General features: G+C 69.0%; 17 protein-coding genes. 6 read left to right on the plus strand and 11 right to left on the minus strand.

Going from position 1 to position 24,311, the window contains the following annotated elements; translation table 11 throughout:
- The first annotated feature begins 7 nt into the window (after positions 1-7).
- The 5 genes from rfbB to ACFFQA_RS36120 all read left to right on the plus strand — a co-directional run bounded on the left by rfbB (position 8) and on the right by ACFFQA_RS36120 (position 5,578).
- Positions 8-1,000 (plus strand): dTDP-glucose 4,6-dehydratase, encoded by a 993-nt coding sequence (gene rfbB / locus ACFFQA_RS36100; protein ID WP_377862296.1) that lies wholly within the window; start codon positions 8-10, stop codon positions 998-1,000.
- A gap of 54 nt (positions 1,001-1,054) precedes the next feature.
- Positions 1,055-1,645, plus strand: a complete 591-nt coding sequence (locus tag ACFFQA_RS36105; RefSeq protein ID WP_377862297.1) for a dTDP-4-dehydrorhamnose 3,5-epimerase family protein — start codon at positions 1,055-1,057, stop codon at positions 1,643-1,645.
- A 199-nt stretch (positions 1,646-1,844) separates the two neighbouring features.
- Entirely contained in the window at positions 1,845-2,786 is a 942-nt protein-coding gene (locus tag ACFFQA_RS36110; protein ID WP_377862298.1) for an NAD-dependent epimerase/dehydratase family protein, read from the plus strand.
- Between the two features lie 161 nt (positions 2,787-2,947).
- Positions 2,948-4,417, plus strand: coding sequence for an NDP-hexose 2,3-dehydratase family protein (locus ACFFQA_RS36115; protein ID WP_377862299.1), 1,470 nt, complete (start codon positions 2,948-2,950; stop codon positions 4,415-4,417).
- 585 nt (positions 4,418-5,002) lie between these two features.
- Positions 5,003-5,578, plus strand: a complete 576-nt coding sequence (locus ACFFQA_RS36120) for an endonuclease domain-containing protein (RefSeq protein WP_377862300.1) — start codon at positions 5,003-5,005, stop codon at positions 5,576-5,578.
- Between the two features lie 63 nt (positions 5,579-5,641).
- Here the strand turns inward: ACFFQA_RS36120 and ACFFQA_RS36125 are convergent, their stop codons facing one another.
- The 11 genes from ACFFQA_RS36125 to ACFFQA_RS36175 all read right to left on the minus strand — a co-directional run bounded on the left by ACFFQA_RS36125 (position 5,642) and on the right by ACFFQA_RS36175 (position 20,161).
- A complete protein-coding gene (locus ACFFQA_RS36125; RefSeq protein ID WP_377862301.1) occupies positions 5,642-6,892 on the minus strand; it encodes an activator-dependent family glycosyltransferase in 1,251 nt (416 codons plus the stop codon).
- Between the two features lie 64 nt (positions 6,893-6,956).
- On the minus strand, positions 6,957-8,066 hold the full coding sequence (locus ACFFQA_RS36130) for a DegT/DnrJ/EryC1/StrS family aminotransferase (protein ID WP_377862302.1): 1,110 nt from the start codon (positions 8,064-8,066) through the stop codon (positions 6,957-6,959).
- Between the two features lie 73 nt (positions 8,067-8,139).
- The gene (locus ACFFQA_RS36135; protein WP_377862303.1) at positions 8,140-9,837 is read right to left on the minus strand and encodes a 3-hydroxyacyl-CoA dehydrogenase family protein; all 1,698 of its coding nucleotides are present in this window, start codon (positions 9,835-9,837) and stop codon (positions 8,140-8,142) included.
- A gap of 27 nt (positions 9,838-9,864) precedes the next feature.
- Positions 9,865-11,214 carry a crotonyl-CoA carboxylase/reductase gene (gene ccrA / locus ACFFQA_RS36140; protein ID WP_377862304.1) on the minus strand — a complete coding sequence of 450 codons (1,350 nt, stop codon included), beginning with the start codon at positions 11,212-11,214 and terminating at the stop codon, positions 9,865-9,867.
- A gap of 379 nt (positions 11,215-11,593) precedes the next feature.
- Positions 11,594-12,199 (minus strand): response regulator transcription factor, encoded by a 606-nt coding sequence (locus ACFFQA_RS36145; RefSeq protein WP_377862305.1) that lies wholly within the window; start codon positions 12,197-12,199, stop codon positions 11,594-11,596.
- Positions 12,196-13,389: a sensor histidine kinase gene (locus tag ACFFQA_RS36150; protein ID WP_377862306.1), complete on the minus strand. Its 1,194-nt coding sequence runs from the start codon at positions 13,387-13,389 to the stop codon at positions 12,196-12,198. The genes ACFFQA_RS36145 and ACFFQA_RS36150 overlap by 4 nt, the downstream gene beginning before the upstream one ends.
- A gap of 13 nt (positions 13,390-13,402) precedes the next feature.
- Positions 13,403-14,149: an ABC transporter permease gene (locus ACFFQA_RS36155; protein WP_377862307.1), complete on the minus strand. Its 747-nt coding sequence runs from the start codon at positions 14,147-14,149 to the stop codon at positions 13,403-13,405.
- 14 nt (positions 14,150-14,163) lie between these two features.
- On the minus strand, positions 14,164-15,108 hold the full coding sequence (locus tag ACFFQA_RS36160; RefSeq protein ID WP_377862308.1) for an ABC transporter ATP-binding protein: 945 nt from the start codon (positions 15,106-15,108) through the stop codon (positions 14,164-14,166).
- A 175-nt stretch (positions 15,109-15,283) separates the two neighbouring features.
- On the minus strand, positions 15,284-18,157 hold the full coding sequence (locus ACFFQA_RS36165) for a helix-turn-helix transcriptional regulator (RefSeq protein WP_377862309.1): 2,874 nt from the start codon (positions 18,155-18,157) through the stop codon (positions 15,284-15,286).
- An 869-nt stretch (positions 18,158-19,026) separates the two neighbouring features.
- A complete protein-coding gene (locus ACFFQA_RS36170) occupies positions 19,027-19,173 on the minus strand; it encodes an aldo/keto reductase (protein ID WP_377862310.1) in 147 nt (48 codons plus the stop codon).
- Between the two features lie 325 nt (positions 19,174-19,498).
- Positions 19,499-20,161 carry a hypothetical protein gene (locus ACFFQA_RS36175; RefSeq protein ID WP_377862311.1) on the minus strand — a complete coding sequence of 221 codons (663 nt, stop codon included), beginning with the start codon at positions 20,159-20,161 and terminating at the stop codon, positions 19,499-19,501.
- Between the two features lie 388 nt (positions 20,162-20,549).
- Between ACFFQA_RS36175 and ACFFQA_RS36180 the strand changes: the two genes are divergently transcribed.
- A complete protein-coding gene (locus ACFFQA_RS36180; protein WP_377862312.1) occupies positions 20,550-24,296 on the plus strand; it encodes a S8 family peptidase in 3,747 nt (1,248 codons plus the stop codon).
- Positions 24,297-24,311: the final 15 nt, after the last annotated feature.

Here is a 24,311-nt window from a genome sequence, read left to right on the forward strand (position 1 = left end):
TCTCAGCGTGCGAATCCTGGTCACCGGCGGCGCGGGCTTCATCGGCTCGCACTTCGTCCGCGAACTGCTCGGCGGGCGCTACCCCGCGCTGTCCGGCGCGGAGGTCATCGTGCTGGACAAGCTCACCTACGCGGGCAACCTGGCCAACCTGGCGGAGGTCACCGATCGGCCGGAGCTGCGCTTCGTGCGCGGCGACATCTGCGACCCGCAGCTCGTGCGCGAGCTGATGACCGGCGTCGACCTGGTCGTGCACTTCGCCGCGGAGTCCCATGTGGACCGTTCCATCACCGGCTCCGCGGAGTTCATCCGCACCAACGTCCTCGGCACGCAGACCCTGTTGCAGGGCGCGCTGGACGCGTCGGTCGGCAAGTTCGTCCACGTCTCCACCGACGAGGTCTACGGCTCGATCGACTCCGGCTCGTGGCCCGAGGAGCACCCGCTGCTGCCGAACTCGCCGTACTCGGCGTCGAAGGCGTCCTCGGACCTGCTCGTCCGGTCCTACCACCGGACCCACGGCATGCACACGTGCGTCACGCGCTGCTCCAACAACTACGGGCCGTACCAGTTCCCGGAGAAGGTCATCCCGCTGTTCGTCACGAACCTGTTGGAAGGCATCAAGGTTCCGCTCTACGGCGACGGCGGCAACATCCGCGACTGGCTGCACGTCGACGACCACTGCCGTGGCATCGCGCTGGTGGCCGAGGGCGGCAGGCCGGGCGAGGTCTACAACCTCGGCGGGGGAACGGAGCTGAGCAACCGCGAGCTGACCGAGAAGCTGCTGGAGCTCATGGGCGCCGACTGGTCGATGGTGCGCCAGGTGCCCGACCGCAAGGGGCACGACCGGCGGTACTCGGTGGACATCGCCAAGGCCGAGCGCGAGCTGGGCTACGCGCCGCTGAAGGACTTCGCCACCGGCATCGCCGAGACGGCCGCCTGGTACCGCGACCACCGCGAGTGGTGGGCCCCGCTGCGGGACGGCGCCGCGCTGCCCGCGAGCTGAGAATGCGTTTTTGGCCGCATTTTCCGAGCGACCGGAAATATGTAGTCTACGGTCATGCAAACACGTGAGCTGGCCGTCGAAGGTGCATTCGAGTTCACCCCGACGGTCTACCCCGACAGCCGTGGTGTCTTCGTTTCCCCGTTCCAGGAGCCCGCATTCGAGGCGGCGGTCGGGCACAAGCACACGGTGGCGCAGACCAACCACAACCGGTCCTCGAAGGGCGTGGTGCGCGGCATCCACTTCACCAGGACGCCGCCCGGCCAGGCGAAGTACGTCTACTGCGCGCGCGGCAAGGCGCTGGACGTGGTCGTCGACCTGCGGCTGGGCTCGCCGACCTTCGGCAAGTGGGACGTGGTGGAGATGGACGACGTGTCCTTCCGGGCCATGTACTTCCCGGTCGGCGTGGGTCACGCGTTCGTCGCGCTTGAGGACAACACGGTGATGTCGTACGTGGTGACCAGCTTCTACAACCCGGCGAACGAGCTGTCGATCGACCCGCTCGACGCCGACCTCGCGCTGCCGTGGCCGAAGGACCTCGACTACCTGCTCTCCGACCGCGACACCGCCGCGCCGAGCTTCAAGGAGGCACAGGCGCAGGGCCTGCTGCCGAAGTACTCCGACTGCCGCGAACTAGGGCATGCCTGAGGGGTCTCGTTCGATGAGAGCCGGGATCCAGGTCGTTCCTGGGAAGACAGCGGGTAGTCCGCGTACCGGTGCCGGTGGCACAGCCAGGGGCGGGCTGGGCGCGGCTGTCGCGAACACGGACTCCACAGGCGCGCCCTAGCCCCCTGACCTGCATAGTTAGGGGTTGTCGGCCGGTTTGGGGAGTGGTTGCCTCTCCCGCATGACCAGAACCGACCGATTCGCCCGCCCGCGCGTGGCGGTGCTGGGCGCGACGGGCTGCGTCGGCAGGCAGGTCTGTGCGGCCTTCGCCGACGCCGACTACGAGGTCATCGCGGTGGCCAGGCGCTTCGCGCCGCAGATCGCGCGCTACCGCTACCGGTCCCTGGACGTCGGCAACCCGGACGTGCCGCGGCTGGCCGACATGCTGGCCGCGGAACGGGTGAAGGTGGTCGTCAACGCCACCGGCGGCTGGGGCAGCACCGAACACGAGATGACCTACTCGCACGTCGACCTGGTCAAACGCCTGATCGAAGCGCTGACCGAGGTCCCGGAGCGGCCGCGCCTGGTGCACGTGGGCACCATCCACGAGTACGGCCCGGTCGCCCCGGGAACCGCGATCGACGAGCACGTGGTCCCCGCGCCGCGAACCATGTACGCCAGCACCAAGCTGGCCGGTTCGGAGGCCGTCCTGCGGGCGACGGAGGCCGGCGACATCGACGCCGTGGTGCTGCGGCTGGTGAACGTGTTCGGCCCGCATCCGTCGCCGGAGAGCTTCCTCGGTTCCCTCTCGGCAAGGCTGCGCGCGGTTTCCCCAGGCCAGCAGCTTGAGCTGAGCATCGCGGAGGCCCGGCGGGACTACGTGGACGCCCGCGACGCCGCCGAGGCGGTGCTGCGCGCGGCGCACGCCAGGGTGACCGGCGAGGTGATCAATGTGGGGCGCGGCGAGGCGATCGAGCTGCGCGAGCTGGTGTACGCGCTGGTCACTGCGGCGGGACTGGAGCCGTCGGCGGTGCGCGAGCTCGGCTCCACAGTCACCAGCAAGGGCGGAGACTGGACGCAGGCGTCGATCACGAAGGCACGCGCGGTGCTCGGCTGGGAACCGGAGCGCACGGTGACGGAGTCGGTACGGGCGATGCTCGGCGCGGCCGAGGTGCCCGCCTGAGCGCAATTTCGCCCCCTAACCCCACCCCTATTCTCCGCACCATCGGGTTCCCCGATTATGAATTCACCCTAGGGTGTGGGTCGAACCGTCACGAATCGCATTCCTGATAATGGCGCTATCGCTTCTTCGGGCGTCATCGCCAGCGGACGAAGGACTATCCCGTGACCGAGACTTCGACCCACTCCGCCGTGCCGCTGCGAACCGCGGACGCCACCATCGCGCTCCGGATCGCCGAGTCCGCGCTGGCCGTGGACGGCGTGACGCCCATGGCGGAGTTCCGCACCTGGTTCGACGACTGCGGCTCCCGCAACTACACCGAGGTGGAGCTGGTCCCGCTCGACAAGCTGGCGAGCTGGTCCGCCGACCCCGTGACGGGCAACATCGGCCACGCCAGCGGCAAGTTCTTCACCGTGGAGGGCCTGGAGATCTCCCGGCCGGGCCACTGGGTCGAGCGCTGGGCGCAGCCGATCATCAACCAGCCGGAGATCGGCATCCTCGGCATCGTGGTCAAGGAGTTCGACGGCGTCCTGCACTGCCTGATGCAGGGGAAGGTGGAGCCGGGCAACTGCAACGGCGTCCAGCTCTCGCCGACCGTCCAGGCCACCCGCAGCAACTACACCCGCGTGCACAAGGGAAAGCCGGTCCCGTACCTCGAATACTTCATGGACACCAAGCGGCACAAGGTGATCGCGGACGTGCTCCAGTCCGAGCAGGGCTCCTGGTTCTTCCAGAAGCGCAACCGCAACATGGTCGTCGAGGTCACCGAGGACGTCGAGCTGCTCGAAGACTTCTGCTGGCTGACCCTGGGGCAGCTGCACCAGCTGCTGCGCGAGGACGACCTGGTGAACATGGACGCCCGCACGGTGCTGTCCTGCCTGCCGTTCTCCGGGACCGACCTCGCCACCATCCTCCCGGCCGCGGAGCGCGACGCCTTCACCACCTCGATCATGCGCTCCTGCACGGAGAGCGAGGGCGCGGTGCACACCACCGACGAGATCCTCAGCTGGATCACCGGCGCCCGCACCCGCCACGACATCACCGCGAACCGCGTGCCGCTGAAGAACATCGACCAGTGGAAGCACACCGACTCCGGCATCTCCCACGTGACGGGCCGTTTCTTCAGCGTGATCGGCGTGGACGTGCGGGCGGGCGGCCGCGAGGTCCTCCAGTGGTCCCAGCCGATGCTGGAGCCCAGCGGCGACGGCCTGTCCGCCTTCCTGGTCAAGCAGATCGGCGGAGTCCTGCACGCCCTGGTGCACGCCCGCGTCGAACCGGGCTACCTCGACGTGGTGGAGCTGGCCCCCACGGTTCAGTGCACAGTGGACAACTACACGCACATGCCGCCGAGCGACCGCCTCCCGTTCCTCGACGCGCTCCGCACCGCCCCGGAGTCCCAGATCCGTTACGACACAATGCTTTCCGAAGAAGGCGGCCGCTTCTACCACGCCAGGACCCGCTACCTCGTGGTGGAGACCGAAGAGGACGTGGACCTGGAGAACCACCCGGACCACCGCTGGCTCCCCCTGCACCAGCTGGTGGGACTCCTGCGGCACAGCCACTACGTCAACGTCCAGGCCCGCAGCCTCGTGGCCTGCATGCACTCCCTCTTCGCCCCCCACCCCACCACCTAACCCTCTCCCCCTCTCCCCCTCTCCCCCCTCCCCTCACCCCTCCTCCCCCCACCCCTCCTCATCCCGAGCCGGCGTGGTCCCGTTCTCGCGTTTTGTAGGCATGATGTCCATAGAGAGCGCTCTCTTTCGCATTATGCCTACAAAACGCGAAGTCAAGGGGGCCAGCGGAGGTTGTGGACAGCGAGGTTCGATGTGGACAACTCGCGCTGAGTACACGTGGTCGGACGGAGTCGTCGTGTCGCTCGGGGCACTGTTGACAGCATGCGAACCTCCAGACCGAAACTCGAAGTCGAACTGTTCCGTGGCAGTGACGCTGTGGCCGCTGGCGTGCTGACCAAGGCGGACCTGCGTACGGATCGCTTCGTTCGCTTGTTCCGAAACGCTTACGTGGTCCGAGGCGTCCCGATCACCCACGAGTTGCGTTGTCGTGCCGCGGCGTTGGTCTTGCCGAAGAACACCGTCCTCACAGGACGGTCAGCCGCGACCGTCCTCGGGGTCCCACTCACTGGGCCGAACGATGCCATCGACATGGTGTCCCCGGAGATCCATCGTGGACACTGGCGTCCTGGGCTCAGGATCCGCCGGGTGCGCATCGGGGATGAGGAGTCGGAGCCCTGGGAAGGGATTCGCATCGCGACCCGGTTGCGGATCGCCTTCGACCTTCTCATCGGCAGGTTGTCTCTGGCGCAACGAGTCGCTTACACCGACGCTTGGCTGCGCTCCGGCGCGGTCGACGTGGACGAGCTGCACGAGCTGGTGTCACGACGGCACGACCACGGCGTCCGGTTGGGTCGACAGGCCATGGAACTCGTGGATCCGCGGGCAGAGTCGATCCCCGAGTCGGAGCTCCGAGTCCTGCTGCGCATGGCGGGCTTCTCCCCGGTCCCGCAGTTGGTTGTCCGTGCGGGAACGAAGTTCGTGGCACGGGTGGACCTGGGCTTCGAAGAGGAACGGGTAGCCGTGGAGTACGACGGCGCATGGCACGGCGAGACCGCTCAGCTCACCCGTGACCGCCAGCGCCTCAACGACCTGCAGGAGGCAGGCTGGCGCGTCGTCTCGATCACGGCTGCCCTGCTCCGCAAGAACCCTGGCTGGGTCGTCGCGGCCGTCCGCGACGCACTCCTCCAGTCCCGCGACTACCAGCGCGTTTTGTCACCTTGATGCGAAATGGAGCGCTCCCAAATCACATCAAGGTGACAAAACGCGAGAAACGACCACGGTGGCTCAGGTGCGGTGGGCGGCGGTGAGGTCCTCAAGGGTGGGGACGATGTCGTTGACCGTGGGGGTTTCGAGGATGCCGTGACGGAGGTTCTTCGCGCCTTCGGCGAACTCGGATTCGTCCAGGAGGCGGCGCACGCCCTCGCGAAGGCTCTCCGCCGTGGTCTGGGTGGGGTGGGAGTAGAGGCCCGCGCCGACCTTCGCGGTCTGCTCCGCCTTGATCCACATATCCGCCATGCGGATCGGCAGGATGAACTGCGGCACACCGTAGAGCGCCGCCGTTGACCACGTGCCGAAGCCGCCGTGGTGCACCACGGCGGAACAGGTCGGCAGCGCCGCGTGCATCGGGACGAAGTCCACAACGCGGGCGTTGTCCGGGAAGGTGCCGACCGCTTCGCGCTCGCGCTCGCTCAGCGTCGCCACCACTTCGACGTCCAGTTCGGACAGTGCCTCGAAGGACTCCTTCAGCGGCACGAAGGTGCTGCCGAGCGCCTTGCCGAAGGACATGCCCGGGGTGAGCAGGACACGACGGCGCTCCTGCGGCTCGTTGAGCCAGGAGGGGATCACCGAGCGCCCGTTGTACGGGGTGTAGCGGACCGGGACGCGCTTGACCGACAACGGGATCTGGATGCTCGTCGGGACCTGGTCGACCGTCCACTGGCCGTTGACCACGTCCTCGTGGAAGTCCGATCCGTAGCTCTCCAGCTGCGCGCCGAGCCAGTCGGCCATCGGGTCGCTGCGCTGCTCCGGAGGCTGCTGCGCCGCCAACTGGTGGAAGACCTCGCGCATCGTCGAGTAGATGTCCAGGCACCAGTTCAGCCGCGCGTGCGCCGCTCCGACCGCGCGCGCCGCCACACCGCCCGCGAAAGTGATCGGGTCCCACAGCACCAGATCGGGCTTCCACGACCGCGCGAAGGACACCAGGTCGTCGACGATCGTGTCGTTGTACGGCTGGAACGCGTAGCCAACCGCCACCTGGTACTTCAGCAGCAGCATCTCCCAGTTCTGCTTGTCCAGGAACGGTTCGCTCCAGTCGGAGAACTCGTTCTCGACCGTGTCCTCCTGCGCGAGCGCGTCGTGCAGGGCGTGGTCGGTGCCGACCGGGACCGCGGACAGGCCCGCGTTCGTGATGGTGTCCGTCATCGCCGGGGCGCTCGCCACGCGCACCTCGTGGCCGGCGTTGGTCAGCGCCCACGCCAGCGGTGCCATGGTCAGGACGTGCGACTTCTCCGAGACGGTGGTGAGCAGAACGCGCATGGGGAGCCTTCTCCGCGATGAGATAAGGAAAACGGGGGTGGCCTGAACCACCCCCGTCACGGGGTCAGACGGTGGCGAGGACCTCGCGCACCGCCGCGATGACCTTCTCCTGCGTGCCGACCGGCAGCGACGGGTACATCGGCAGCGAGAAGATCTCCTTGGCGAGCTTCTCGGTCACCGGGAGCGAACCCTCCTCGTAGCCGAGCTTGTGGAAGCCCGACTGCCGGTGCACCGGCCACGGGTAGCTGATGTTGAGGTGGATGTCGTAGGCCTTGAGCGCCTCGATGATCGCGTCACGCTTGGGGTGCCGGACGACGTAGACGTAGTACACGTGCTCGTTGCCCTCGTTGACCTTCGGCAGGACGAGGTCGGTGTCGCCGAGGCCTTCGAGGTAGCGCTGCGCCACGTCGCGACGGCCCTGCGCGTACTGGTCGAGGCGGGTCAGCTTGCGGCGCAGGATCTCCGCGTGCAGCTCGTCCAGGCGCGCGTTGTGGCCGGGGGTGGAGACGACGTAGTAGGTCTTCTCCATGCCGTAGTAGCGCAGGCGCCGCAGGTTGGCCGCGGTCTCCTCGTCGGAGGTGATCGTGGCACCGCCGTCGCCGTACGCGCCGAGGACCTTGGTGGGGTAGAAGGAGAACGCGGCCGCCTTGCCCATGGTGCCCGCGATCTTGCCGTGGTGCCGGGCGGCGTGGGCCTGGGCGCAGTCCTCCAGGATCGGGATGCCGTGCTTGTCGGCGATCGCCTGGAGCGGAGCCATGTCCACGCACTGGCCGTAGAGGTGCACCGGCAGCAGCACCTTGGTCTTGTCGGTGATCTTGGCTTCGACCTGGCCGACGTTCATCAGGTAGTCGTCCTCGTGGACGTCGACGAACACCGGGGTCGCGCCGATCTGGTCGATCGCGATGACGGTGGGCGCCGCGGTGTTGGACACCGTGATCACCTCGTCGCCGGGGCCGACGCCCAGCGCGCGCAGACCGAGCACGAGCGCGTTCGTGCCGTTGTCGACGCCGATGGTGTGCTCGACACCGTGGTAGGCCGAGAACTCCTCCTCGAAGCCACGCACGCTGTTGCCGAGAACCAGCTGTCCGGAGCGGAAGACGGTCTCCACGGCGTCGTGGATGTCCTCCCGCTCCTGCTCGTACTCGGGCATGTAGTCCCAAACGCGAGTAACCATGGGTACGCAGAACCTCCAAGCCAGCGAGAACCGCCGCGATCAGCCAATCTCAGCGGGTGGACGACAACAACCCCTAGGCACCCCAGAAACCGGCACCGGTCTTGCGCCCCAGGCGGCCGAGCTCGACCAGGCTGGTCAGCAGCGTCGCGGGCTTCACGTCCGGGTCGTAGTTGATTTCGTGCAGCCGCCACTGGATCGCCTCGGAGATGTCGAGGCCGATGGTGTCCAGCAGGGTGAAGGGCCCCATCGGATATCCGAAACCGCTCTCGATCGCGGCGTCAAGACCCGGTACCGTCGCGGCCCCGGACTCCACCAGCCGGATGGCGTCGTTGAGGTACGGGAACAACAGGTAGTTCACGATGAACCCGGCGCGGTCCGAACAGTCCACAGTGGTCTTCCCGAGCCGGGACGCCAAGGCGTGCACGGAGGTCAGCACGTCGTCGCCGGTGAACTCGGTGCGCGAGACCTCGACGAGCCTCATCGCGGGCGCCGGGTTGAAGAAGTGCATGCCGATCACGTCGGCGCGCCGCGAGGTGGCCTCGGCGCACGCGGTCACCGACAGGCTGGACGTGGTGGTCGCCAGGATCGCGCCCGGCTTGCAGATCTCGTCCAGCTCGGCGAAGACCTCCGTCTTGACGTCGATCTCCTCCGCGGTGGCCTCGATGACCAGGTCGCACTCGGCGACAGCGATCCGGGAGGCGCTGGGGATCAGCAGCGCGAGCGCGTCGCGGCGCTGGTCCGGCGTGACCCGGCCCCGGCGCACCGCGCGCACCAGCGAGTCGTCGATGGCCCGCGCGGCGGCGTCGGCCTTGTGCTCGTCCCGTGCCACGAGCACGGTCTCCAGCCCCGCCTGCGTCGTCACCTGGGCGATGCCGCGCGCCATGGTTCCCGAGCCGATGACACCGATGCGGTTGACGGTCCTGGCCGGCACGGTGCCGCCACGGTCGCAGCGCTCCGGTTCCGAGTCGATCCCACCGGAGGCGGAGTAGGTGTAGAAGCCTTGCCCCACCTTGCGTCCGAGCAGTCCCCCGTCGACCATCCGGTTCAGCAGGCCGGTGGGCGCGTGCGTGGCGATGTCCGTGCGGGCGTGCAGGTCGGCGAGCGCCTTCTGCGCCACGTCGAGCCCGATGCGGTCCAGCAGCGCCAGCGGTCCGGTGGGCAGGCCGCAGCCGAGGCGCATCGCCGTGTCGATGTCCTCGCGCGTGGCGTAGCCCGCCTCGTAGAGCGCGACGGAGCGGTTCAGGTACGCCAGCACCAAGTCCCACGCGAGCCCGCGCGCCGCACCGAGGTCCTTCTGCGCGATGGGCAGGAGTCCCAGCAACGCCTTGGCCTTCGCGGTCGTCTCCGCGGTGGACATGGCCGTGGTGACCAGCTCGACGCCGATGCGCTCCGCGGGCGGAGCCAGGAACCCGAGGCCGACGACCTGGCCGGGGCGGCCGGAGGCGACCGCGAGCGAGGCCAGCGACAGCGACGCCGTGGTGCTGACGAGAACGGTGTCCGACGGGCAGACCTCGGCGACCGCGCGCAGCACCGCGGCCTTGATCTCGTAGTGCTCCGGCACCGCCTCGATGATCACGTCGGCGGTGCGCAGGGCCGCGTAGTCGTTGCCCGGCAACACCGATCCGGGGGCACGGCCGCGGGCGCGGGTCACCGCGCCGGGGTCGCAGTCGAGACCGGCCACGGTCAGACCCGCCCCGCTGAGCAGTTCGACAAGCGCCTGGCCGACCGAGCCGAGGCCGACAACGGCGACCGTCGAGATCTGAGCTGTCATGGCGTGGCTCGCCTCTTCCTGGTGCGGTCAGGAGCTGGGGTTGTGGTTCTGGAAGCGGGTGATCTCCGGCAGGTGCCGCTGGCGCAGCTCCGGGTCGGTGACGCCGAGACCGGGCTCGGGGGCGAGGCCGAGCACGCCGACCTTGCCGCTGTGCTGGTTGGCGTGCACCTCGCTGGCCGCGCGCCCCGTCTCCGCGAGCGGGTACACAGTGGACAGTGTGGGGTGGATCATTCCCTTGGAGATCAAGCGGTTCGCCTCCCACGCCTCGCGGTAGTTCGCGAAGTGCGAGCCGACGATCTTCTTCAGGTGCATCCACAGGTACCGGTTGTCGTAGCTGTGCTCGAACCCCGAGGTGGACGCGCAGGTGACGACCGTGCCGCCGCGCCGGGTCACGAACACGCTGGCGCCGAAGGTCTCCCTGCCCGGGTGCTCGTAGACGATGTCCGGGTCGTCACCGCCGGTGAGCTCACGGATCTTCGCTCCGAACCGCTTCCACTCGCGCGGATCCTGTTCGCGCTCGTTCTTCCAGAACCGGTAGCCCTCCTCGGAGCGGTCGATCACGCACTCGACCCCCATCGAGCGCACCAGATCCGCCTTCTCCCGGTTGGAGACCACGCACACCGGGATGCCACCGCCGTTGAGCACGATCTGCGTCGCGTACGAGCCCAGACCGCCCGCGGCGCCCCAGATCAGCACGACGTCGCCCTGCTTCATGCGCGCGCCGTTGGCCGAGACGAGCTGCCGGTAGGCGGTGGAGTTGACCAGCCCGGAGGCGGCGGACTCCTCCCACGTGAGGTGCGCGGGCTTGGGCATGAGCTGGTTGGCCTTGACCACGGTGAGCTGCGCGAGACCGCCGTAGTTGGTCTCGAAGCCCCAGATCCGCTGCTCCGGGTCGAGCATGGTGTCGTCGTGGCCGTCCGGTGAGGTCAGCTCGACGTTGAGGCAGTGCGCGACCACCCGCGCGCCGGGCTTCCAGTGCCGCACGGCGGAGCCGGTGCGCAGCACGATGCCGGACAGGTCCGAGCCCACGACGTGGAACGGCTGGTCGTGGTGCGCCGCGCCCGGAATGGAACGGGCGTAGCGCTGGAGGAAGCCGAAGGTCGGCAGCGGCTCGAAGATCGAGGTCCACACGGTGTTGTAGTTGATGGAGCTGGCCATGACGGCGACGAGCGCCTCGTCCGGGCCGAGCTCGGGGGTGGGCACGGGCTGGATGTGCAGCGACTTGGCCGGGTCCTTGTCGCGGCTGTCCATTCCGGCGAACATGTCGGATTCCTCGGCGAGCACAACAGCGCCGAGATAGCTCTCCGGGATCGGCAGCGCGGCGAAGTCCGCGCCGTCGGCGTTCTCGGAGAGGACCGCGTCGACGATCTCCTGCACGACGATCCTCCGGGGTTCGAAGGGCGCGCCGGCGCGGCGTACTCGCAGGTCAGAAGCTGACCACGCTGGTGCCCCCAGGACCATGCTCATACATACAAGCGTGAGCGCCATCGACAGTAGCCATGACGGGATGACGAGAGTCACCCCTAGAACCCGGGGCAACGCCCCTAAGAAGAACCTTGCCTGGACAGGGCTCGCCCCGGTAGCCGCGGGCGGCCGGTCGCGCAACCCCTCAATCGACCGCAACCCGTTAACCGCACGGAAGCGGACATAAAGAACGACGCGGGACGGCCTGCTCAGGAGATTAGGGGGGCGTATCCTCCTGTGCGTCGCCGTCCCGCGCCGAGCCCCGCGAAGGGGCGTCCGTGAGGGCGAAAGGCTAGAGCCAGCCGCGTTCCTCCGAGATCCGGTAGGCCTCTCCCCTGGTCCTGGCGCCGGTCTTGCCGATCGCCGAGGAGAGGTGGTTGCGCACGGTGCCCTCGGTCAGGTGCAGTGCCTTGGCCACCTTGGCCACGGTACTCCCGTCGGCCACCGCGCCGAGCACCTCCCGCTCCCGCACGGTCAGCGGATTCGGTCCGGTGGCAAGGGATTCCGCAGCCAGAACGGGATCGACGACGCGGAGTCCATTGTAGACACGGCGGACCGCGTCGACGAGCTGCTCCGGAGGGGCGTCCTTGACGATGAAGCCCGACGCGCCCGCCGCCATGGCGCGCACCAGGTACCCGGGCCGCCCGAAGGTGGTGCAGATGAGGATCTTGCACGACGGCAGCTCCGTGTGCAGCTCCTTGGCCGCGGCCAGGCCGTCCTTGCCCGGCATGTGCACGTCCATCAGCACCACGTCCGGCCCGGACTGCCGGGCGGCGGGCAGCACGTCGTCCCCGGAGCCGACCTGGGCCACGACGGTGATGTCCGGCTCCAGGTCGAGCATCGTCGCCAGGGCGCCGCGCACCAGCGCCTGGTCGTCGGCGACTAGAACCCGAATCACGCGTGTCCTCCCGTGCTCTCGTCGGCATTGTCCGCCTCGGCGCTCGCCGGGGGTCGCTGGGGTTCGGGAACCGGCGCGCTGGCCCTGACGACGAACCCGCCCTTGCCCGGGACGCTGGTCTCCAGGGTGCCGTTGACCGCGGCCATCCGCTCCCCGAGTCCGCGCAGCCCGTTGCCCTCCGCCCCCTGCGGCGCGCCGACCCCGTCGTCGGCGATGCTGATCCAGTCGTGGCCCAGCCGCACGCTGACCTTCTGCGCGCCGGAGTGCCGGACCACGTTGGTGACCGCTTCCCTGAGCACGTAACCGAAAACCTGCTGGAGCTCGGGTGCGACGTCGTCGACGGCGCGGGGCAGGTCGGCCTCGATGCCCGCCGCGCGCAGGGTCTCGTTGGCCCCGGCGAGCTCACCGGCCAGTGTCACGACCCGGTACTCCGAGACGGTGGCCCGCACGTCGGCGAGCGCTTGTCTGCCAAGTCTTTCCACGTCGCGGATCTCGGTCATGGTGCGGTCGAGGTCGCCGGTCTCCAGCACCCTGCGGGCGAGCCCGGCCTTGAGGGTGATCGTGGTGAGGCTGTGCCCGAGGATGTCGTGCAGGTCCCTGGCGAAGCGCGCGCGTTCCTTGGCGACGGCGAACATCGCGATCTGGTCGCGCGCCTGCTTGAGCTCGACGTAGGCGTTTGCCAGTCCCACCATCAGCGCCGCGGCCGCGGTCACCGAGAAGACCAGCACGAAGTTGGGCAGCTGCTTCTCGAAGTTGCCGACGTAGAGCGCGCTGACCGACAGCCCGACCAGCGTGACCAGGGTGACCACCCCGGTCACCACCGGCGGCATCAGCGCGGCGACGATGCCCAGCGCGCAGACCAGCACCCAGGAGTTGTCCAGCCCGGTCAGCACGACGAAGGCGATGCCCATCGCGAGCAGCGCGAGGCACACCACCACCTGCGAGGCCCAGGTCACCTTGCGCGCCAAGGGAACCGCGAGGATGCAGGCGATGCTGTAGGAGACGCCGACGAACGCGGAGAGGGCCCACAGGTCCGGGTGCACCTGGCCGAGCGCGTCGATCCAGGCGGGGATCATCATCAGGCTGAACAGCACCGCGAGCGCGGGCGCGGCCTTCGAGCCCTCATCCGGGTCCGGGGTGGTGGCCCGGAGTCCCGGTCCACCACCCCAGTCGAGCAGCTTGCGCATCATGCGGCCGACACTATTAGTTCCTGGCCGAGTCGCGCTGGTAGCGCCACACCACACCGGCGCTGAGCACGACGGCCCAGCCGAGCAGGACCAGGGCGGGCGTGAGGATGTTGCCGTGGCCGGGCAGCACCCCGACGCGGCCGATCTCGGCGAGCCAGTAGCTCGGCACGAACTGGGCCAGGTCGTTCCACCACGGCGGCAGCATGTCCAGCGGCATGAACAGGCCGCCGAACATGGCCAGCAGCAGCATGCCGATGATGACGAAGTTCTGCACGTTGTCCTTGTTGGACAGCTGGCCGATCAGCAGGCCCATGATCGCGAACGGCAGCGAGCCGAGCCAGACGAACACGGTCGCGTGCAGCCAGCCGACCGGGCTGAGCTGGACGTTCTCCACGAGGACCGCGACGACCGGGACGACGATGGCGGTGGGCAGCGCGACGGCCATGCCGACGGTCACCTTGCCGACCAGGAAGCCGCCGCCGGAGAGCGGGGTCAGCCGCAGCTGGCGCTGCCAGCCCGCGGTGCGCTCGTGCACCACACGGGTGCCGATGAGCAGACCCGCGGTCATCACGCCCCACGCGCACAGGCCGACCATGATCGTTACCGGGTAGTCGGCGGCCGCGCCCGCGCCCGCTCCGGCGACGTCCTTGAACAGCATCATCTCCAGCAGGTAGAACATCGCCGGGAAGCCGATGGTGAACAGCAGGGTGCCGGGAGCGCGCAGCGCACGGCGGATCTCCAGGCCGAGGTATCCGAGGTTCATGGCTGGTACTCCTCTCAGCTGTTGTTGATGTTGCTGGTGAGCGTGATGAAGGCTTCGTCGAGGCTCACACCGGCGATCTCGATGTCCCGCGCGTTGGGGAAGCGGGACAGCAGCGCGCGCAGCGTGGTGTCCGAGGCGGAGCTGACGATCACGACCTTGTCGTGCCGGACCTCCACGTTGGCCACGGCGGGCAGCGCCTCGATCTCGGCCTGCGAGGCCCCGGGGATCTTGGCGTGCAGCGTGCGGCCGGAGGCCAGCGCCTGCACCTCGGCGACCGAGCCGTCCGCGACGATCTTGCCCGCCTTCATGAAGATGACCCGGTCGGCGAACTCCTCCGCCTCCTCCAGGTAGTGCGTCGCGAAGACCACGGTGCGCCCGGCGGCGGTGAACTCCTGCATGGAGTGCCAGAACTCGCGGCGGGTGCCGACGTCCATGGCCGCGGTCGGCTCGTCCAGGATGAGCAGGTCGGGGTCGCTGACCAGCGCGACGGCGTAGCGCACGCGCTGCTTCTGGCCGCCGGAGAGCCGGGTGGAGCGGCGCTTGACCAGGTCGGCGATGCCCGCGCGGCGCAGGGCCTCCTTGACCGGCATGGGCTTGCGGTGCAACGAGGCGACCATGCCGACCATCTCGCCGACGGTGGCGTCGTCCAGCAGCGCGCCGCTCTGCAGCATCGCGCCGATGGTGCCAGAGGCGACCGCGTCCTTGGGGGTCTTGCCGAAGATCCGGACCTCGCCGACGTCCGGCTTGGTCAGTCCGAGGATCATGTCGACGGCGGTGGACTTGCCCGCCCCGTTGGGGCCGAGCAGCGCCACGACCTCGCCCGGGGCGATGGACAGATCGATGCCGTCGACCGCGCGGACCGCACCGTAGTGCTTCTGCAGCCCGCTGATGTAGATCGCAGCACCGTTCTTGTCGGCCACCTGCCGCCCGGTGCTCTCCGAAGCCAGAACCTCTTCCATGGCACTAAGAATGGGGGCGGGTGCCCGCGCGTGGGTAGGTCGGCCGTAACGAGCTTGCGATGACAGTTGTCATGCACCGAAGTGAGCCTTTTCCGCTGGTCAGAGCCCTGAAGAACGCCTCGTGGGGCCACCTGTGCGCCCAGGTGGCCCCACGAAGGTGTGAACGCGCGACGGACTAGCTCGCCGCGGTGTTCTCCATGTTCAGCTGCAGCTCCCTCGGCAGCGCTGCCCGGCTGCCGACGTTGAGCTTGCGGTAGACCCTGGTCAGGTGCTGCTCGACCGTGCTCACCGTGATGTAGAGGTGCCGGGAGATCTCCCGGTTGGTGTAGCCGTGCGCGGCCAGCTCGGCCACCCTGCGCTCCGAGCTGGTCAGGCTGGACACCCTCGCCTCGGACGCGTGCGGCTTGTCCTCGGCCCGCGGCGCGGGCGCCGCCGATGCCGTGTCGGGCTCCGGCCGAGGCTCGGCGGGGGGCTCCGGCCGCAGCTCCTTGGCGAGCTGTTCGGCGCGGTGCTTGAACATCCGCGCCTTACCGGGCTCGTTGAGGGTGTGGTAGGTCTGGCCGAGGCCGTGCATGGCCTTGCTGAGCATGAACCGGTCGCCAGCGGCGTAGAGCGAGTCGATCGCCTGGCGGAACACCGCGACCCGCTTGCCGACCTCCTTGGTCTGCGCCAGCAGGAACAGCGAGATCCCGCGCGCCCGGTGGCTGGCCGCGCAGGTCAGGTCCAGCTGCTCGGTCAGCAGCTCCTGGGCCTTCTCGTGCTCGCCGAGCCGCAGGAGCACCTGGGCGGCGTCGGAGCGCCACGGCAGGAAGCTCGGCGAGTCCACGCCCCACTCCCGCATCAGCGCGCCGCAGAACTGGAAGTCCGCCAGCGCCGCCTGGAGCTGGTCGGTCGCCAGGTAGTAGTGCCCGCGCGCCTGCAGGTAGTGCAGCCCGAACCGGCTCTGGAACACCGAGTCGGGGACGTGGAACTCCAGCTGGTCGGCGGCCGTGTCGATCTCGCCCATGGCCAGGGTGGCCAGCGCGAGCGTGGCCAGCGGGGCTCCCGCGGCCACTCCCCAGCTCTGCCGGGGGATGCTGGCGAGCGCGCGCTCGGCGTACCTGCGGGCCGCGGGCAGGTCGCCCTGGCGCAACGCGATCTCCGCGCGCACCCCGGAGAGCACGCCCTGCCAGGTGCGGATGCCCCGGCTGGTCGCCTCCTCCAGCAGCTCGTCGCACAGCGGCCCGGCCTTGTCGGTGCGCTCGCCGTAGACCAGGGTCAGCAGCGCGGACTCGACCGCCTCGACGGTGTTGTCGGTCAGCTTGGACCGCTGCAGGAACTGCAACGCGTTCTCGGTGACCCGGTTGCCCGGCCCGTCGGTGAGCACGCTGTGCAACGCGCCCGCCGCCTGCGCGCACCGGCTGACGTTGGCCGACGCGAAGGGCTCGATGACCGGCAGCTGCTGCGCCCGGTGCACCACCTGCCGCAGCGGCGGGTAGGAGTTGACCAGGAGCTGGCAGGCGGAGCCGAACTGCAGCCCGACCCGCGACCGCTCGGCGTGCGCGGTGCGCTCGATGGCCTCGGCCGCCTTGTCGATGCGGCCGTGCCACAGCAGGTAGCGCAGCAGGGTGCTGGCGTCGGCGTCGCTGAGCTGGTTGCGCGTGAACGCCTCGAACAGCGGCGTCAGGTAGCGCAGCGCGGTCCCGGGGTTGAGCCGCCACTCCACCCGGGCCAGGGCGGCGCGGATGCGGGTGCGGTGGTCGTCGTCGACGCACGCGGCCTCGGCGAGCTCCAGGTAGCGCGACGCGTTCTCGGTGTCGTCATCGGCCAGCGCCTGGTCGGCGGCCTCCAGCAGGACCTCGACCTCCCAGGAGGAGCCCGCGTGGCCGATCGCGACGAGGTGCGTCGCGATGCGCCCGGCCGGCGCGCCCTCCAGGTGAAGCAGTTGTGCCGCACGGAAGTGCAGGTGTGACCGGTGGTTCCGGTCGAGGTCGTCGAGCACGGCGGCGCGCCCCGCCGCGTGCCGGAAGGCGAGGGCCTGACCGGTGCCGAGCACGCCCATGGTGTCCAGCACCCGCAACGCGTTGTCGACGGTGGCGGGGTCGGTGTCGAGCACCCTGCGCAGCAGCACCTTCGCGTCCGCGACGGACCCGGCGGCGAGCGCTCCTGAGCTCTCCAGGACCGCGGCCGCCCGTGCCACGTCCAGGGTCTGCGCCTCGCTGCGCTCCAGGCAGGCGAGCACCGCCTGCCGGAAACCGTGTCCGGGTGCGAACTCCACCGACGCGGCCGCCGTGGTGGTGGCCACGATGGCGGTCTGCACGTCGTCGATCAACGCTCGCACCAGCAGCGGATTGCCTCCGGTGCAACGGAAGTAGTCCCCGGTGAGCCGGTCGGCCGCGTCCGTGCCGAGGTGCTCCGCGGTGACCGCGCGCACGGCGGCCTCGGAGAGCGTGCCCAGCCGGACCCGGCGGCAGATCCGCGAACGCAGGGTTTCGGTGTGGAACACCGGATGCACGGGCGCGGAGTGGGTGGATTCCGTGAGCACCAACATGATCCGCGAGCCCTGGAGGTTGTCGACCAGGTGCCGCAGGCAGTTCAGCGACGCGAAATCGGCGTACTGGATATCGTCGACGGTCACCAGGACCGGCGCGCTCTGCGCGAGGTCGAAAAGGATCTCAGCGATGTCGTGGACGAGGTTCAGCGGAAACTGCCGACTATTCCGCGAACTACTGTCGATTACCTCGTCCACCTTCCTGGCGTTGGCCAGGATTTTTTTCACGAGCGCCGCGTGCTCGCTTTTCAGCGGAGCCCGCGACAACAATTGCTGAAGGACCCCGAGTGGAATTCCCTGTTCCATCGAGGAGCCGTTGGCATTGAGATGAATAGCACCCGATTCAGCAGAGTGTTCCACGACGCTGCGGAGCAGTTCGGTCTTTCCACTGGCCACTCCGCCGCTGACGACCGCGACTCGCCCACTGCCGCGCATCACGTCCGCGAACAGGCTTTTCAGGGTGCCTAACTCCTGATCCCGCTCAACTAGTAGCACGTACTCCACCTCCCCCAGCCACATGCACCACGCGCCCTACGTGATGCTCGTCGAAGGCTGACAATATGTTCCACCGAGCGGAGACACCGCGAGGCTACGTGATCATCACTTAGTGCACTAGTGACTATCAATCTATCCACGGACAAACCTTGTGTAACGCCTGGATGACGCACAGAGAAGTATTTCCACTAGGCGCACAGCGATGTATCCGGGCCCGCAACGGAGGTGAGATGCGCGTACATTGCGACTCTTGCGGCCCAAAAGCCAACCATCAGACTGCCGCACCCATGACAACTGTCATAGAGGCGCTTCAGCCTTTTCTATATAAAGGGATGCTTCCAAAGCGTTCGAGCTGACCCGCAAGGGGTCTCCGGGCACGGGAGGGACACGATTTCGCTGCATAGGGTGCCCAATGGTCATCTCTAGGTCACCGCACTTCGATGACCTTTTCGGCGTAGTTGTACGCCGATTGGCGTAGAGCGGTCCCGGGATACTCCCGAGGCCACCCGGGACCGCCGCGCCCACTCGGGCCGCTCGGCGGCTGTGTCGCGAGACGGCCGAGCGCGCAGGCCACGCGAGGCGTACCCGGTGCGGCACGACGCCGGGCGATTACCGATCGGGCCGAAGCGGTAATCGCGCCGCCAATGGCAAGGGGAAGAAAACACCCTCCGGTAATGACCTCGCATCCGGCCGATGGGCGGCCTTCGTTGTCGCCGAAACGCACGTACCCACCGCGCCACGTGGGCGAGGCGGGTACCGAGTGCGACCAAAAATGAATGCATGGGACAGTGATGCGCCGATCGAGTGAACGCGGTGCGTCTGGCTCGACGTAGCGTCATTACGGCCATATCAGCCGCCGGATGGTGGGCAAAACCATCGGTCGGCCGTGAAAATCACGGCCGGCGCAGCGCGGACAACCGCTCGAACTGCGCGGGCTCCAGCCGGATCGCGGCGGCGGCCACGTTCTCGTCGAGGTGCGCGCGCGAGGAGGTCCCTGGGATGGACACCACCACGGGCGAGCGCGCCAGCAACCGGGCCATCGCCACCTGCGTCGGCGTGACCGCTTTCCCTTGCCCGCCAACGTGACCAGTGCGGTGCTCGCGTCGGCGTCGGCCCCGCCCGCGGCGATGGGCGGCCACGGCACGAACGCGATGCCCTCGCGGAGCCGGGCGATCGCGTCGAACTGCTCGTCCTCGGCAACCTTGGGGCGACACGGTGCCGCTGGATCAGGTCGATCCGCTCAGCGCCCAGCCCGGAAGAGTCGGCGGTGTGGACGAAGGTGGAGTCACTGTTCACACGGGCCACGTTGGCCGCCGCGATCCCCGCTCCGCGACACGGTGGGCGCCAGTTGGATCCGCTGCTCGATCAGGAGTCGGTGCGGAGGTGCGGGAGCTGCTGTTCCAGGAGGCGGAGCTGCTCGTCGACACGGCCCAGGTCGGGTTGGGCCGCCGCCTGCCCGACCACGTCGGCGATCTTGCGCTCGGCCGCGGCGAACTGCTCCGCCGCCGCCTTGAGGCGCAGGTACAGCGGCGTCGTGGTGATCGACGGGGTGTGCGGCGGGTGCAGCCGCCGACCCGTCTCCGCGAGGGAGCGCGCGTCCGGCAGCTCGGCGCGCATCGCCTCGACGATCTGGATCAGCCAGTCCCGCACCGGGGACGGAGCCATCGCCTCGGTGACGCTCTCCGCGCGCCGCACCGGTTCCTCACACGCCTCGAGCAGCCGGCCCCACGCGTCGGGAGCGCGGCGCGTCACCGCCAGCGCGGGCACGAACGGGGGCGGAACCTGTTGCTGCGCAACGGGTCTGACGGGCCGAACCAGGTCGATGACAAGGCCGATGGCAAGGCCGGGCAGGCCGCCGATCAGCGCGGGACCGATCAGCAGCGCGAGGACCTGGACCACCGTGCTCTCGTCCGGGTTCCACACTTCACCGATGACCAGCAGGAACATGGCCATGGCGATGCAGTAGCCGACCAGGAGACCGGTGCGCCAAGCGGTGAAGCGCCGTCGAGGGCTGGGGCCGGGAGTCACGCGGACAATCTACGACCTCCCGGAAGCTCCACGGATCCCGTAGGTCGTGTCCTGCTTGTGGCAACACCACCCCCCTGACGCCCTCACCCGCGTGCCCCTCAGTTCGCGTTTTGTCACCTTAATGCGATTTGGGAGCGCTCTTTCGCGCATCAAGGTGACAAAACGCGAAAACCCCGGCCGCGCCAGCCGGGCCGCGGGCGCACGGGGACACGGGGCGGCGCAACCTCACAGATCCCCTAGGGGCACCGGGACCGGTGTTTCAGGGCTTTAGGGGTGCTAGCACGGTATCCGCGCGCTTCCGCTCGCGACCACAGTGGAGTGTCTCCACCACAGTTGATCTTGTCGCACCGGCCCGCCCTGCCAGGAGGAGCCGGCCCGAAAGGAAGACATGCATCGCAGAAGACCGCTGGTCGGCCTGGTCACCGTGGCCGCGCTGGCCACGCTCGGCGTCGGGGCACCCGCCTCCGCCGCGCCCGCCGACGGCAGCGCGCCGACAACGCCCGCGACCACCACATCCGCCACGCCCACCGGCCGAACGGTCACGCTCATCACCGGTGACCGGGTGCACGTGGACGCCGAAGGCGTGCCGCTGCACACCGAAGCCGGGCCCGGCCGGTCCGGGACCAGGTTCACCACCAGCACGCGCAACGGCCACCACCACGTCGTTCCGGAGGACGCCAAGGCACAGCTGGAGTCCGGTCGGCTCGACCGCAGACTGTTCGACATCACCCTGCTGATCCAGTACGGCTACGAGGACTCGAAGGTCGGCGACATCCCGCTGCTGCTGGCCCAGGGCACGGCGCGATCGGCGCCGGTGGTGCCCAACGGCAGCAGGCGCTCCGGCCAGGTCTCCCCGCTCGGCCTGGTTTCCATGCGCACCAACAAGTCCGAGGCCACCACGACGTGGAACCAGTTGCGCGGGCCGAGCGGCGCGCGCACGATCAGCCGTGCGGACAAGGTGTGGCTCAACGGCAAGATGAGCTACTCGCTGGACAAGAGCGTGCCGCTGACCGGAGCGCCCGCCGCGTGGCAGGCCGGGTACACCGCCAAGGACGTCACCGTCGCGGTGCTGGACTCCGGGGTCGACACCACGCACCCGGACCTGACGGGCGTGGTGGCCAAGGACTTCTCTGGTTCGAAGTACGGCACGAAGGACCTCATCGGCCACGGCACGCACGTCACGAGCACCGTCGGCGGCACGGGCGCGGCCAGCGGCGGCAAGTACGCGGGCATGACCAAGGGCGCGAAGCTGCTCCTGGGCAAGGTCGGTGACTTCGACGTCACCGACGAGGCCGCGCTGGCCGCGATGGCATGGGCATCGGTGGAGAACAAGGCCAAGGTCGTCAACATGAGCTTCGGCGGCGAACCGGGCGAGGAGAGCCCGCTCGACGACGCCATCGAACGGCTCACCAAGGAACAGGGCACCCTGTTCGTCGTCGCCGCGGGCAACAACGGCAAGGACGGCGGCGTCGGCACGCCCGGCACCACCGACGCGGCGCTCGCGGTGGCCAGCTCGACGAAGAGCAAGCAGCTCAGCGAGTTCTCCTCGCGCGGCCCCCGCTACGGCGACCACGCGGTCAAGCCGGACATCACCGGTCCGGGCTCGGAGATCGTCGCGGCGAAGGCCGAGGGCAAGGCCGGCGCGGCGGGCGTGCCCGAGCGGTACACCGTGATGGACGGCACCTCGATGGCCGCCCCGCACCTGACCGGAGCCGCCGCGATCCTCGCGGGCCAGCACCCGGACTGGAGCCCCGGGCGGATCAAGGCGACGCTGATGAACACGGCGAAGCCCATCGACGGGACCACGGTGTACGGCCAGGGCGCCGGGCTTGTCGACCTGGCGAAGGCCACGGCGCAGACGCTGACCGCCGACCAGGGCAGCCTCTCGCTCGGCTACTTCACCTGGCCGCACAACGGACAGGAACCTTCCACAAAGGACATCACCTACCGCAACGACGGCGACAAGCCGGTCACCGCAAAGCTCGAACTGTCCACTTCGGACAAGGAGGGCAAGCCTGGTGACAGCGGCCAGTTCCGACTGAGCGCCAACGAGGTCACCGTGCCCGCCAAGGGCACCGCGAAGGTCTCCGTCACCGTGGATCCGACCAAGCGCCCTGGGCTCTACGGCGGCTGGCTGACCGCCACCGCGGGCGACACCGTGGTGCGCACGGCGGTCGGCGCGCACGTCGAGGGCCGGATGCACGTGATCAACGTCAAGGCCACCGGACTGGACGGCAAGCCCGCCGAGCCCATGGTCACGGTCGTCGGGCTGCACAAGGACAGCACGTTCCAGGAGACCGTCGAGATCGACGCGAACGGCGTCGGCAAGGCGCGGCTTCCCGCCGGCGACTACATGGTGACCAGCGAGATGTACGAGGACGGTCCACGTGGCACGTACCCGTCCGACCCGCTCGCCCTGGTCCACCAGGTCGCGCCGAAGATCCACCTGGACGCCGACACCACGCTGGACATCGACGCGCGCAAGGCGAAGCCGATGCGGGTGGAGCTCGACGATCCCAGCATGAAGATCATCCGTCAGGACGTGAGGGTGCTGCACGGCACGGGAGGCGCGTCGCGACCGTGCTGCGTCTCGCAGCGCGCGGCGGCGTTCACCGACAGCGACACCCCCGTGCTGCTCGGCACGCTCGGCGGCGACGACCCCGGTTTCCGGCACATCACCAACGTCACCGCCGTCAAGCCGGAGGTGACCTCGGAGATCGTTGCCCCGCAACGGGTTCCGCTGAACAACCTGAGCCGTGACTCCTGGTCGCCGAAGCTCGTCGGCGAGCACAGGATGACGGTGGTCGACGGCAAGCGGGGTCGCGCCGAGGACCTGAGCGGACTGGACCTGAAGGGCAAGCTGGTCCTGCTCACCCTCGACCCGAAGGCCGACGACACCGCGAAGGCCGTGCAGGCCGTCGCCGACGCCGGCGGCAAGGCCGCGCTGGTCGTCCAGCCCGCGAGGGGGGTCTTCGCACCGATGCCGATCCCGGTGTTCAACGCCGCGGAGCACCGGCTGACCAAGCTCGTCGAGCTGCTCGCCGCGGGGCAGCCGGTCGAGCTGAACCTGGTGGGCGCCAAGGACAGTCCGGTCAGCTACGACGTCGCGATGACCTCATCGGGCACCATGCCGGACGGTGGGACCCACCAGGTCCGCAAGCAGGACCTGGTGAAGATCGACGCCAGCTACCACAAGGACGGCGCCAACTTCGGCATGCGACCGCACCTGCGGCCCCAGCTCGACGGGCCCAGTCCGGCGTTGGTGCCGATCTCCCACCCGTTCCGCGCACCCGCGCCGGTTGTGGAGCTCGGCACGACTCGCACCGAGTACGTCAGCCCCGGTTGGTGGAAGCACGAGCTGGGTGTCGTGGACAAGCCGGCCAACGGCTACTCCGGCAACAACCGGTACGACGCGATCGGCTCGACGAAGATCACCCCGGACGGCCCGCACCGGATGGACTTCAACTCCGGCCCGTTCGGCCCGGCCATCGGCACCCTGTCGTTCGGCCGCGCCGGGAACATGATCGTCGCGTCGCCGACGATGTTCGCCCCGCGCGCCTCCGGCACGACGCCCGGTGGCTGGTCGAACCTGAGCGGCCCTGGTGGGCAGGTGACGTTGTCGCGGAACGGCAAGGAGATCGGGAAGTCCGACAACGGCAGCATCAGCGCACTGGTCCCGGAGGGCAAGGGCCGCTACGAGGTGACCGCGAAGGCCAGCCGTGAGGCGAAGCCCGGGTTGCTCGGCACCTCGGCCGAGGCCACGTGGACCTTCACCTCCGGCCGCACCGGCAAGCAGGGCTACGAGCAGCTGCCGGTGCTGGTCCTCGACCCGCGGTTGACGTTGGACGTCACCAACGCCGCGCCGGCGGGCGCGCCGCTGCCCATCGAGGTCCTCGCCGGGCAGCACCCGATGTCGCCGAGCAAGGCGAAGGTGACCGAGCTGCGGCTGTCGGTGAGCTACGACGACGGGGCCACCTGGGTCGATGTCCCGGTGCGGCAGAACGGCGAGCGCTGGCAGGCGACGCTGCCCGTCGGCGGGAAGGCCGGCGGACACGGCTCGCTCCGAATCTCGGCGAAGGACAGCGACGGCAGCACCGTGGCCCAAACAGTGCTGCGCGCGTATGCCCTGAGCTGAGCGTATTTATTTCCT

It is taken from the genome of Allokutzneria oryzae (assembly GCF_042429765.1).
GTDB lineage: Bacteria > Actinomycetota > Actinomycetes > Mycobacteriales > Pseudonocardiaceae > Allokutzneria > Allokutzneria oryzae.

Bases quoted from the DNA above. Each gene is read 5' to 3' on its own strand.
- ACFFQA_RS36155 (WP_377862307.1), bottom strand. From the start codon at position 14,149: ATGAACCTCGGATACCTCGGCCTGGAGATCCGCCGTGCGCTGCGCGCT.
- ACFFQA_RS36180 (WP_377862312.1), top strand. From the start codon at position 20,550: ATGCATCGCAGAAGACCGCTGGTCGGCCTGGTCACCGTGGCCGCGCTG.
- ACFFQA_RS36110 (WP_377862298.1), top strand. From the start codon at position 1,845: ATGACCAGAACCGACCGATTCGCCCGCCCGCGCGTGGCGGTGCTGGGC.
- ACFFQA_RS36130 (WP_377862302.1), bottom strand. From the start codon at position 8,066: ATGGTTACTCGCGTTTGGGACTACATGCCCGAGTACGAGCAGGAGCGG.
- ACFFQA_RS36125 (WP_377862301.1), bottom strand. From the start codon at position 6,892: ATGCGCGTTCTGCTCACCACCGTCTCGGAGAAGTCGCACGTCCTGACC.
- ACFFQA_RS36165 (WP_377862309.1), bottom strand. From the start codon at position 18,157: ATGTGGCTGGGGGAGGTGGAGTACGTGCTACTAGTTGAGCGGGATCAG.
- ACFFQA_RS36170 (WP_377862310.1), bottom strand. From the start codon at position 19,173: ATGGCCCGGTTGCTGGCGCGCTCGCCCGTGGTGGTGTCCATCCCAGGG.
- ACFFQA_RS36160 (WP_377862308.1), bottom strand. From the start codon at position 15,108: ATGGAAGAGGTTCTGGCTTCGGAGAGCACCGGGCGGCAGGTGGCCGAC.
- ACFFQA_RS36135 (WP_377862303.1), bottom strand. From the start codon at position 9,837: ATGACAGCTCAGATCTCGACGGTCGCCGTTGTCGGCCTCGGCTCGGTC.
- ACFFQA_RS36105 (WP_377862297.1), top strand. From the start codon at position 1,055: ATGCAAACACGTGAGCTGGCCGTCGAAGGTGCATTCGAGTTCACCCCG.
- ACFFQA_RS36150 (WP_377862306.1), bottom strand. From the start codon at position 13,389: ATGATGCGCAAGCTGCTCGACTGGGGTGGTGGACCGGGACTCCGGGCC.